Annotated in this window: 7 protein-coding genes; 1 reads left to right on the top strand and 6 read right to left on the bottom strand. The window is 31.2% G+C overall.

All coding sequences use genetic code 11. The annotated features are described in order from the left end of the window. Positions 1-5 precede the first annotated feature (5 nt). The 6 genes from CLV91_RS07420 to CLV91_RS07445 form a co-directional block, all read right to left on the bottom strand. A complete protein-coding gene (locus CLV91_RS07420) occupies positions 6-2,729 on the bottom strand; it encodes a CHAT domain-containing protein (protein ID WP_121065557.1) in 2,724 nt (907 codons plus the stop codon). 594 nt (positions 2,730-3,323) lie between these two features. Beyond that, positions 3,324-4,595 (bottom strand): S8 family serine peptidase, encoded by a 1,272-nt coding sequence (locus tag CLV91_RS07425; protein WP_121065560.1) that lies wholly within the window; start codon positions 4,593-4,595, stop codon positions 3,324-3,326. A 73-nt stretch (positions 4,596-4,668) separates the two neighbouring features. After that, complete coding sequence (locus CLV91_RS07430) at positions 4,669-5,367, bottom strand: TapB family protein (protein WP_121065563.1); 699 nt, start codon at positions 5,365-5,367, stop codon at positions 4,669-4,671. A 2-nt stretch (positions 5,368-5,369) separates the two neighbouring features. Beyond that, the gene (locus CLV91_RS07435; protein WP_121065566.1) at positions 5,370-6,689 is read right to left on the bottom strand and encodes an OmpA family protein; all 1,320 of its coding nucleotides are present in this window, start codon (positions 6,687-6,689) and stop codon (positions 5,370-5,372) included. Positions 6,690-6,815: 126 nt separating this feature from the next. Continuing rightward, the gene (locus CLV91_RS07440) at positions 6,816-9,275 is read right to left on the bottom strand and encodes a ribonuclease HII (RefSeq protein WP_121065569.1); all 2,460 of its coding nucleotides are present in this window, start codon (positions 9,273-9,275) and stop codon (positions 6,816-6,818) included. Positions 9,276-9,306: 31 nt separating this feature from the next. Beyond that, complete coding sequence (locus tag CLV91_RS07445) at positions 9,307-9,903, bottom strand: ribonuclease HII (RefSeq protein WP_121065572.1); 597 nt, start codon at positions 9,901-9,903, stop codon at positions 9,307-9,309. A 149-nt stretch (positions 9,904-10,052) separates the two neighbouring features. Between CLV91_RS07445 and CLV91_RS07450 the strand changes: the two genes are divergently transcribed. Then, on the top strand, positions 10,053-12,041 hold the full coding sequence (locus CLV91_RS07450) for a putative porin (RefSeq protein ID WP_121065575.1): 1,989 nt from the start codon (positions 10,053-10,055) through the stop codon (positions 12,039-12,041). Positions 12,042-12,243 lie beyond the last annotated feature (202 nt).

The raw sequence follows: 12,243 nt of genomic DNA on the forward strand, positions 1-12,243 counted from the left end.
TACCGTTATTTTTTAGATTTATTAAATCGGTAATAAAAGAAGATTATAACTATTGCCATAAAGGGGATTAAAACCCAAATCCAATTAAAGGTATTGTTTTCTATGGGCGCGTTATCGCCAATAACAATTAAACCAGCCCAGTAAGAAGGTGTTAGGGTGGTTCTATACTTCTTAATATAATTAATTTTAGCATTTTGCATAGCAGCCGACTTGGTTAACCCTTGCTCTAGACCATTATAAAATTCTAGCATAATATCTTTACTAGATTTATCATTAATAGTCCATAAAGACGATACGACACTTTTTGCTCCAGAATGGAAAAATCCTCTGGCAAGACTCATAACACCCTCTCCTTTTTTAAGCTCACCAATAGAAGTGTTACAAGCACTCAAAACCACCATGTCTGCTTGGTTTTTTGTGGCGTATATTTCCTTTAAGAATAATTTTTCATCACTAAATGCAATCCAGGGATTTCCGTCCTCGCCAGCATCTGCATGGGTAGATAGGTGTATTATTTTATAGTTATTAAGTAAAGGAAGTAACTTAGATTTGGAGGCAGTAGTATCTAATAGAATATCACCTTGGTATAGTTTATGGATACCACGGACTTCATCTCCACTAAAAACAAGTTTTGGTAGTTTTAAATTGGTAAATGTAATAGGAGCTATACCAAGTAATTTTTTTTCGGCATTGGTTGTAATTTCTTTTTTAGCATTTAAATAGGACATAGAGTAGGCGTATTGTATTTCAGCATCTTCAATTAAATAGGTGCTTTTGTCTACGTTAGTTACTAATGCCTCCAATGGAATTTGTTGTAAACTATAATCCGAAATTATGGTTACTTTTTTTCCTTGGATATTTTCATAAATAGAAGAAGGAATTAAGGTTTTAAAAACGGTATTAGAAAGGGTATTGTAGCGCGCTATTTTTTCTTTGTTTGCAGTTATATCCGTTAGAAGGCCATAGAGCTCAATTATTTTTGTATTTAGACTTTCAACGTTTTCAATTTTAAATAGTATAGTTTTTTCCAAAGTACTTAAGAGACCATAGCCTTGTTCTTTGTTCATAATATACTGTAGTACAACTTCTTCTTTAGAAATACAGGTTTCTTTAAAATTTTGAAAAGAAAGTACATCTACTTTTTTGTTAAGGTTTGCATATTTAGGAAAGGCTAAAGAAACAGAATCTACAAAAGATTCATAAGCTTGTTTGTGCTTATAAATGCTGTTTTTAAGTGTATTTACGGTGCTGTCTGTTTGGCTTTCCGTAATCTGTAACTCATTTTCAGATAAATAAATGTTCTGTTTTAATGTATACTCTTGCTTAAGTAGGTTTTTGGGTAGTTGCGCCATTTCTTTAGAAACATCTTCTAATAAGAGTAGTGCTTTGTTACGCTCCATTAAACGAAAAGCTTCTTGGGGTTTGTCTAATAAATGACAAACTTCTACCGCTTTCATATATAAGGATGCTCCTTTTTCTCTCCAAAACAATTTAGATTGGTATTCCGTATTTCCTGTACGGATAATATCTACCAACTGATCCGCCAATGTAAACGTTTTTAGTGCATTTATAAGATGCGATTTTTGCTTGTTATATTTATAATAGGCTAACCAACCATTGGCTTTGGTAATAATATGGTTTAGCAAAAAAACCTTTTCTGCTGCCAATTCTAAATCTTGTGTGGTAAGAAGGCCATCGTATAGAACTTCTTTTTTATGCGTTGCCATTACCATTGCTTTTTGGTAATAGAAAAGTGCTTTTTTAAATTGGTTTTGTTTTAAATAGAGGTCTCCTAAATTTTCATAGGAATCTGTGAAATTGTTGTCATACGAAATTGCTTTTTTTAAATTAAATAAGGCATTATTATAATCTTCGATTCTAATTTGTGACAAGCCTAAACTGCTATAGATAAAAGCCATTTCATCTGGGTAAAGATTTATGGAATCATTTATAACTTTTTTGTGGTGAGCAATGGCATTAGTGTAATATCCTAGTCTTAATAATAAATTTCCTTTTAATTGGTTTATTTTGTTTTTATAAAAGGTGTCATTATTGTTTGTTTTTTTTAGAATTTTATCTGCATTACTTAAGTTTAACAGAATATCAGCAGCATATTGTTTCATCCCCATTTGCGAAAACACATTGGCTTTTAAGATATATACATTAGCTATACTTATTTTTTCTCTATTGTTAAGGATAGTATTAGAATTGTAATGTGTAGTATAAGCGTTAAATCTATCTAATGCTTTGTAAAAGTCGCCAAGGTACATATAGATTTTGCCTAAATCTAAATTCGCTTTTTGAATAAGGCGAGTATCTTTTCCAGTAGTAATTAGTAGTAGAAAAAAATCAATAGCCTCATACAAATCATTATTTAAATAATTAAAATGCCCTAGATTAAATAGTGTTTTTTCTAAAGAACTTTTTTTTAAACTTGGGAGTTTCTTTTTTATGTCATAGGCTTTATGGGCATATACTAAAGCATTATCTAAGTCCTCTTGATTTTCAGAATCCCACCAATTTTCTAAAAACCATTTGCTTGCTAAATCGTGGTAAAAATCGGCTAGTAATTCGGTAGGTTGTTCTTGATTTCGTAGGCTTAAAAGAGAATCTATTTGATGCTCTTTTTCCTCTATGGAAATATCACTATCTATAATATGTAATAAAGCATCATCTTGTGCAGAACAAAATGCAGTTATTAGGAAGGCTATAAGGAAAAAAGGTTTCATTTTTTAAAGATAGGAAAGTATTTACTTTGCTCTATAGGTGTGGCTAATTTTTCTATTCTCGATACATCCTGAATCAGGTTCAGGACACTCGAAGGCACGAAAAATTAGTTTTCAAGGATTCTCGATATAATTTTATAGAGGTCTGGAGATAGTTGCCTAAATTACAGCTCAAATTTTTTGTAAATGTTAGGGAGAGCGAAGTCGAAGTCTATTTAGAACTAACGAATAGTTCTCGACTCCGCTCGAACTGACATGTGAATCTTTTAAAAGACATAATTACCATCCGTTGAGGATATTTACTGTTGCGTATTTATCTACTGATCTCTATAATTTTACCCGAAAAAGTACTTGAATGGACGAAAAATTGACTTTAAAGTAGTTTTCGATACATTTTTTGATGCATTTCATTACAAAAAAACCTCGAAGGGACGTTTTAGATATTTCTTGTAGTTTGTTAATCCGTCCGTTCGAGTGAAATTCTGAAAGAATTTTGTATCGAGAACCTACGGATGTAAACGAAACGTTCATTAGAGGGTAAAAAACAAAAAATCCCACAAATACATGCGGGATTTTAAAATATAGAGTAGATGTTTATTATCGTATTATTCTTCCAGAATGTATAGAATCATTTAATGCCGGAACAGAAGTAGCGGTACTCAAAAATTGATTTTTAAGGTCTACTGGGCTAGGTTTACCATTGTTAATGTAATATTCGGATACCAATGCCGAAACACGAGCAGCGGAATAGGAAGTTCCTTTTAAATCAACATCTGTAAGACCATCAACGCTTATGGTATACCCCTCAAAAGGGACAGCTACATCTATACTTAATTTTCCGTAGTTAGATTCTGGATGCATATTAAAATCACTTCCATTTTCTATAGTACCACCAACGGCTAAAATATTCTCGGCAGTAAAGCCAGAAGGGAAATGGCGTACATTACTAGTGTCCGCATCTATACCTTCATTACCAGCAGAAGCGACAAAAAGCATATCATTTTGCAATTCCCCAATCATAGTGCTTAAAAGTCCATCGTTTTCAAACAATTCTTTTTCTATGGTGCCACCAAAACTAGTATTTACTATATGTATAGTACCACCTTCTTGCTGTACACGTTGTAAATACCCTATAGCACAGACAATATCCCAAAGCGAACCTTCTCCATTTTCATTAAATGCCTGTATGGGCATTATACGATAACCAATACTCTTCTCCTCTAAAGTGGAAGTTATTAGTTTTGTCACATAGGTGCCATGACCATTTAAGTCTAATGAAGTGCCAGAGTTATCTATAAAATTCCATCCAGAAGTATGGGTGTGTTCTGGATCTTCTGGTTCGCAATCTGGGGCACCAGGATCTTGGTATAAAGTACCCCCAGATTCAAAAAATCGGCGATAATCAATTCCAGTATCTATAACCGCAATAGTAACGGCTTCAGGTTCTGTAGTATTGGATGTGAATTGAATAATATCTGAAGGGATAATAGCATCCGGAACCTCAAAGTCCGTCACTGTTGGTAAGCTAAAAGAAAATTGGTAATCGCCTTCCGCTCTTCCTCGTTCCCTTTCTCTTAAGCCTCTGACAGCATTTTCTACATCTAATACATTTGGGTCTATACCCCATAATTCTATATTCTCATTACCGCAATCGCATTTTTTAAAATTAGTAACATTAGATTCGTTTCTAATAGTAATACGTTCTTCTTCGGTTACAGAAGCATCAAACCTAACAATCATTTGATCGGGAGAAATGGTTACTGTTGGGTCGTGGTTTTCATTTTGCGGTTCTTGGTTGTCATCATCAGAATTACAAGCTTGTAGTATAAGCAGTATCGTAATAGATAAGACATGAATAATCTTTTTCATTATATGATTTTAAAGGTGTTTTTTATTAATGTTGATTAATTGGAAAGGTTAACATTTTTAATATTAAAAAAAATTACTTAGTATACTTTGTAAGCTCTGTACGGCTCATTAGATCCCCATTCTTTTTGTAAGTCTCGTTTTTTACCATACCAACACCCTCTGCTAACCATAATTTAGAAGACATTTCAATAGTTGCTCCCATAGTTTTAGAAGTGGTCTTCTCAGAAACTATATAACAAGTATACGTACCTGCAACTGTAGTTATACTTTCTTTAGCTAGAACCTTGCGGTTAGTCATGTCTACGGATATAGACATGTCCATGCCACTCATATTCATATTAATAGTAACATTGGCATCTTTAAGTTCTTTACCAACTTCTAAGTTATTAGGTACTTCTATGTCATTACCTGAAATTTCCATTTTCATGCCCATGCTTTCATACTGTTTCATCATCGCAGCTGGGAATAATGATTTATAGTCAATGCTTACCATATTATTTTCACAAGTATAGGTATAACTTGTTTTATAATTTTCTTTTCCTTTTTTATCACTTAATGCTAAATTTAAAGTGGCTTTTGTAGCAGAACCTTCCGAAGAAACAGAAGAGATACTATAGGTAGTAATGCCCTCTACTTTTCCTTTTTTATTGTAATTGGTATATTCAAAAGAGGAACCCTCTTTCATTGGGTAATATTTACTGCAATTATCTTGTGCATTTGTATAGAAAAAAGCACAAAGAATACAGATAAGTAATGCGGTAATTTTTTTCATTTTTATAGTTTTATAAATTCTACTCTTCTATTTTGGGCTTTGCCGTCGGCAGTGTTATTATCTCCAACGGGTTCGGTTGCTCCTTTTCCTGCCGTAGTTAATCGGTCGGCAGATACATTATATATAGTTACAAGTGCATTTTTTATAGCTTCTGCTCGTTTTTTAGAAAGCTTCATATTGGTATCTGCTTTCCCATCAGAATCGGTATGACCTACAATTTTTAAATTTAAATTGTTTTCTTGCGCCATCACCTGATATATTTGACGAATTATACCCATAGATTGGGGTTGTATGGTAGCAGAACCACTATCAAACAAAATACCATTAGTAGATATTTTTCCTTCTGCAATTAATTTTCTTCTTAAATCTACACCACCTTCTGCAATTTTTAAATTTCGAATAAAAACTTTATCCACGCCATCTCTAAAATTAAAAGGAGAAAATTTAACAGAGGTAATATCGGCTTTTGGTAGTAGTCTTGGAATATCCACATATTTAGTTTCATTTATCCATAAGCGAACACGTTGTTTATTAATTGCCATAGAAATATGAGCTTCCTTTTGTATGGTTTTACGAATGTCTAAGTCTAAAGAATTTCGCATCGTTCTTTTTCCATTACTCCAAGATTCTATAACCATTCCTATTTCTATAAACTGGCACATTGGAATTTCAATAATGGCAGTATTTTTCTTAGTGGTAAAACCATTATTATCATCTAAATAAATACCAAAAATAGTAGTAGAGGAAGTTTTTTGGTCTAATCCTGTGGTTAAAAAATCGAACTCAATAGTAAATTCTTCAGGCAAATTTGGAGTGTCTGGAATATAGTAGGTACCCCGACCAGATTTTAATTCCATCCATTTATTGCGATTTTCTCCCATAGTAACCACTTCGCCACTACCATTACTATTCCACTTTGCAGGAAAATCACCAGGAAAATCATTGGCTAAATCGTCATATAAAAGAACTTTGTCTCCAGGAACAAAATCAAATTTTCTATATACTTCAATGGCTGGGTCAGAAGAAGAACTTTGGATACTAATTTCAGAAGAATTTTCAGAGGAAGAATCTTGATTTGTTTTCGTCTGTTTTTTTTTCTTTGGAGCTTTCTTTTTCTTAGTTCCAGGTTCAAAAATACTATCTAATGCTTGGTCTGTTTTTTGTTCAGTTTCTTTTTCTACTCTTTTTTCAACAGCTCTCTCTGCAGCTTTTTCTGCTCTTTTTCCTAAGTTTTTTAAAAATTGACTATTAGCATTTAAAGAGAATAGACAGATAGTAAGAAGTGTAAAAATGAATTTTATTTTTTTTGATGACGTTTTCATTATAGTTGTTTGCCTATTTTATGTAAGCAAAATACAAAGGTTAACATCTTAAAAGTTTAAATTTTTTACAAACGTATTATAAGGCTGTGTTTTTGGTAGTATAATAAGTATACTTGGTAAATAATATTATTGAATTTGATACACCACAATAGAGTTATCCAGGTCTTTGGTAACTAAATCTGGTTTTTTATCCCCATCCATATCAGTAAGGTCAATAGCGCTGGTGCCAAAAATGGGAAAGTTAGGAATGGGCCTAGCTTGACTATCAAACAAGTAAATGTTTTGATTTTGAATGTCCGTAATACTAATGTACATTTTGTTATTTACTAAGAATATTTGGGGTTTGTCATAAACACCTAAATCTAAAGTAACCTTCTTTCCTTTAATACTTAAGGTATTATCATTCATATAAACCAAAGACCTAGAAGTGGTTACTAAGCCGTGGTCTTTTACAAGTGCTAATTGGGTTTTTGTATCTTTTCCGTTAACATCTATTTGGTGTAGTGTGCCATCAATATCTGTAGTATTGAATCTATCTTTATAAGCATAAACTTCGTTTTCAGAAAAATCTATTTTACCTTTTACTTTTACACGTTCTTTTCCAATACGGTTTACTATTTTAAGTTTTCCTCCTTCTAATTTAAAAACTAAATAGTCTTTGTTTTTAATAATAAAATGTTTTGGAGCGGAAAGGATATTATTAGAAGCTTTGGTATACTTAAAGCCTTTTACAATTTTGCCTTTAGAGTTGTACATAAATACTCTTTTCCCTTGGGTAACTACAAAGCGGTATTCTTTTTTATTCTCATAGTCAAAAACAGCTAAAGGGTTTAGACTGCCATCTTTAAAATCCATAGTAAAAGGAGCAACCTCTTTACCATTACGATCTAAAATTAAAAATTGGTTTGTTGTTGTAAAAGCCAATTGCAAACGCTTGTTTTTGTATATATCTACTTGATGAATTTTTCCTTGGATAGCACTATTTAACTGTTTTTTCCATAGAATTTGCCCTGTTGTAGCTATAAGATAAAGTACATTATTAATATCCTGAACAACTATTTCCTTCTTTTTAGTAGTGTGATTTGTTACAAATTGCGGCCCCATAGAAATATCACTTTCTAGTTGCAAAGAGAAAAGTGGCGAAACACTAGTACGGGTATTATTTTCAACAATAGGTGTTATAGAAATATTTGTATGAAAAAACTTTTTATCTGCTACAGTTTGTATTCCAAAAGCATAATCAGAAAACTTTGCCTTTTTAAAATCGTTGTAAAAAGAAGTGGTGCAATATTTAGCGATACTGTTTTTTATGTTTTTCTCATCAGATATATACAAAGAAGTAGCTTCTTCCGCTAGAGTATTGTTTACAGAAGTGTACACATTATTATTGGTATACGTTGCATTATTTTTATAGCTATTAATTATAGTTTGGAGTGTATTTTTATTTGATGAGAAAATAAAAGAATTTTCTAATACGGTACAATAAGAAGCTTTGTAATTATTAATGAGAGGATTAAGGCAATTGTTTAATAGGGTATTGTTTTTAAGAGCTAAAATTTCATTTCCCTGATAATCTATAGATTCTTTTTTATTGGCATTTAAATACTCATAAATGTTTTCAGAACCATAGGTGTTAAGCACAATAGCTTTTTCTTTATTAAGGTGTATGTATCCTATTTCTTCTACCGTATTAAACAAAGAATCTAGAGGCGTAGAACGGTCTAAAAATAATTGCTGATTTTTAGAAAAGGTAGAATATGCATCAAAAGTGTAAGACTCTATTGCATTTGCACTACTAGGAGCAAAAGATGCAATTGTATTTTTTAATGCATTTGTATTCTTAAATAGGTTTAAAAAATTAGGAATAGAGTCATTTGCAATACTTATACCACTTATATGTATACTTTTTGGATTTAAGGTTACATCTACAGATAACCAATCTGCATAATTAGAAATAGAAAAAGAAGAAGTGTCTTTAAGTAGGGGAGTAAGTATAGAATTTACATTGTTTATGTTAGCTATTATAACGGCCGATTTGTTCTGATTGGGAACGCTCAGTAATTTTTCAAGAACAGGGTTTACACTTAAATTATTTTGCTTTCTTAGTAGGTTTTCTAATAAAATTTCAGAGGAACTTATAATAGATGCTTTAGCAATTTTAAGAGTAAAAAAAGAAGCATCTCTATAGACATGCTTTTCTATTATTTTATTTTCATAGGAAATAGAATGTATAGAGTCTCTTGCGGTAGTATCTATACTAAGACTATCTATTTGCTCAGTTATATATAGGAATTCAAAATTTTCTTTTCCTAATTCAGTAAAACTTAAAATACCATTGGTGTTGCTTGTTATATATTTTAAAGGAATTACTTTATTTTTTGTTTTTGAGAATGCCTTCCAAGATTTCATTTTAGAAATAAAATCGTTAGTGTTTAGTTGATTTTTTAAAGAGTCTAAGTTGTTTATTTTAATTAGGATAGATGCGTTATCAGGAACATAACTCAGTAAAGAATGCGTAGTAGAAGCTTCTTGAGAACAACCAAGAAATAGTATAAAAGCTAGAATAATTAAAATCTTAAATCTCATGTAAGGTTACTTTACAACAAAGTTATAATTTTTAAGGTTTTACAACTATCTGCTCTGGTAATTGTCTAAAACTTTTTCTGTGGTATTTGGTTATGCCGAATTTTCTAATTGCTTCTCTATGCTCTTTTGTAGGATAGCCTTTATTTTTTTTCCAATTATACATCGGGAATTCTTCATGAATTTTATCCATATAATCGTCTCTGTAGGTTTTTGCAAGAACAGATGCCGCGGCAATGCGCATAAATTTACTATCCCCTTTTATAATACATTCATGCGTAAAATGTTTATAAGGTTTAAATTTATTGCCGTCTACAATAATAAATTCAGATAAGGTTTGTAATTGGCCAATAGATTCATGCATGGCCAAGATGGAGGCATTTAAAATATTTATTTCATCAATTTTAGTAGGATGTATATGTGTTACACCAAAAGAAATAGCAGTTGCTTCTAAAATTGGGCGTAATTCTACTCTCTTTTTTTCTGATAATTGTTTAGAATCGTTTAGAATACTATTAGAAAAACCATCAGGTAATACTATAGCAGCAGCAGTAACTGGCCCGGCAAGACAACCTCTTCCGGCTTCATCGGTTCCTATTTCATCATGAAATTTAAAAATATTGGTAAGCAAAAGAATATATAAAATATAAGATTATAGCTTACTAAAATACTAACAAGAGGCGAATTTTAAGATTTAAAGTTCATTAATTTTGATTTACATGAAAACTTTCACATTTCATTAGGAACAAAAAAATTAACTTTGCTTTTGTAAGTTATACTATGAAATATTATTTTTCTTTCTTTTTAATTTGTTTCGCAACTATTGTTTCTGCGCAAACAGATTCTATTATATCCGCAAAAAAAACAGATACGGTTTTAAAAAAAATAAGACCAAGACCTAAAAATAAAGCTTCTGTAAAAGAAGGAGATACTTTAGGAGTCACAATCAAGGATTATAAAATTATAACCTACGCAAGAGATACCACCTATTTAGATACTACATTAACTATACGGAAAGAGTTTAAGTATAACTATTTAAGAAAGGACGATTTTGAGTTAATGCCTTTCGCAAATGTTGGGCAGCCATATACTAAATTAGGAGTAAATTTTAATAGAGCTACCTTGTATCCAAGGTTAGGAGCAAAAGCAAAGCATTTTAATTATGCAGAGGTAGAAGATATTAAATATTATAATGTAGCTACCCCAATGTCCGATTTGTTTTTTAAAACCACGTTTGAACAAGGGCAGTTATTAGATGCTATGCTAACTTTTAACACCTCTAGAAGGCTTAATTTTTCGTTGGGCTTTAAAGGGTTTCGTTCTTTAGGAAAATATCAGATTAACCAAGCAGAATCAGGAAATTTTAAAGCAACTACCAATTACCTTTCTAAAAATAACAGGTATAGTTTAATTGGGCATATTGCAGCACAAGATATAGTGACCGAGGAAAATGGAGGGTTAGCAGATGCTGAGCTGCAATTTGCTTCTGGTGATCCAGATTTTAGTGACCGGGGAAGATTAGATGTTTTATTTGTAGATGCAAAGAACAAAGTATTAGGCAAAAGGTATTTTTTAGAACATAACTATAAGTTGCTTAGAAAAAGTAAAGATTCTAGTAGAGTGGAAAAAACCTCTTTAGCATTAGCACATACCTTTAACTATGAAACAAAATATTATCAATACATGCAAAATGAGGATAATAGTTATTTTGGAGAAGCATTTTTAGATGAGGTTAATGATAAAGCAGTTCTAAAAACAATGTACAATCAAATTGGAGCACAATTTTATAATGCTACTTTAGGTAAGTTAGAAGGGAATATAAGTTTGTATAACTATAATTACTACTTTAATAGTGTGCTTGTAAAAGAGGATAAGATTATACCAAGCCAATTAAAAGGAGAAGAAATTAGCTTAGGTGGTAATTATAAAAAACAAATAGGCGGGTTTAATGTTAATGCAGATATAAAGTATACAATATCCGGTAATCTTACTGGTAATATATTTAATGGTTCCGCTAGTTATTCTTTTAATCCAGACACGAGTATAAAGTTCGGGATACATTCTTCTTCTAGAATGCCAGACTTTAACCAAATATTATACCAAAGCGAACACCTTAACTATAACTGGTATAATACGGAATTTGAAAAAGAGAAAGTCAATAATCTCAATTTTGAATTGAAATCAAAAAAATGGGGACTTTTAGAAGGTAACCTAACAACGTTAAATAAGTATACCTATTTTAAAATAAATCCAGATGTTCCGTTAGGAGAAGGAGAAGAAAGCATCGCAGTAAAACCTTTTCAAGAAGGAAACAGTGTAAATCATATTAAAGTAAAATATCAAAAAGAAATACGGCTAGGAAAGTTTGCTCTTCATAATACTATAATGTATCAAAACGTAGCGCAAACTAATCAAGTATTAAACGTTCCAGAATTAGTAACAAGAAATACACTCTATTTCTCATCAGATGTTTTTAAAAAAGCAATGTATATTCAAACAGGAATAACCTTTAAGTATTTTTCTTCCTATAATATAGATGCATACAATCCTTTATTAGGAGAGTTCTATATTCAAAACACGGAAAACTTAGGAGGCTATCCTTTATTAGACTTCTTTATAAATGCCAAAGTGCAACAAACAAGAATTTACTTAAAAGCAGAACATTTTAACTCCTCTTTTGGTAAAACTAATAATCATTATGCTGCTCCAAACTATCCTTATAGAGATTTTGTAATAAGATTTGGGTTAGTTTGGAACTTTTTTTCTTAAGAAAACAACAAATGTTACCTCTATGTTAACTGCTCTGTGGTTTCTCTTTAGCATTATAAAAATAGCTTTTGTTTTTATCTAGTGCTATTGCAGATTACATTTCTATATTTTCTCAATTTTTTTGATGTTGTAAGTGATTGGTTTTAAGGGGTGTTGGTTTTGGTTTAAAAAAAATTTAAAATAAAGTTTAAAAAAGAGTTGT

It is taken from the genome of Maribacter vaceletii (assembly GCF_003634105.1).
GTDB lineage: Bacteria > Bacteroidota > Bacteroidia > Flavobacteriales > Flavobacteriaceae > Maribacter_B > Maribacter_B vaceletii.

Coding starts and splice junctions, on each gene's coding strand:
- CLV91_RS07440 (WP_121065569.1), bottom strand. CDS start 9,275: ATGAGATTTAAGATTTTAATTATTCTAGCTTTTATACTATTTCTTGGT.
- CLV91_RS07435 (WP_121065566.1), bottom strand. CDS start 6,689: ATGAAAACGTCATCAAAAAAAATAAAATTCATTTTTACACTTCTTACT.
- CLV91_RS07430 (WP_121065563.1), bottom strand. CDS start 5,367: ATGAAAAAAATTACCGCATTACTTATCTGTATTCTTTGTGCTTTTTTC.
- CLV91_RS07420 (WP_121065557.1), bottom strand. CDS start 2,729: ATGAAACCTTTTTTCCTTATAGCCTTCCTAATAACTGCATTTTGTTCT.
- CLV91_RS07450 (WP_121065575.1), top strand. CDS start 10,053: ATGAAATATTATTTTTCTTTCTTTTTAATTTGTTTCGCAACTATTGTT.
- CLV91_RS07425 (WP_121065560.1), bottom strand. CDS start 4,595: ATGAAAAAGATTATTCATGTCTTATCTATTACGATACTGCTTATACTA.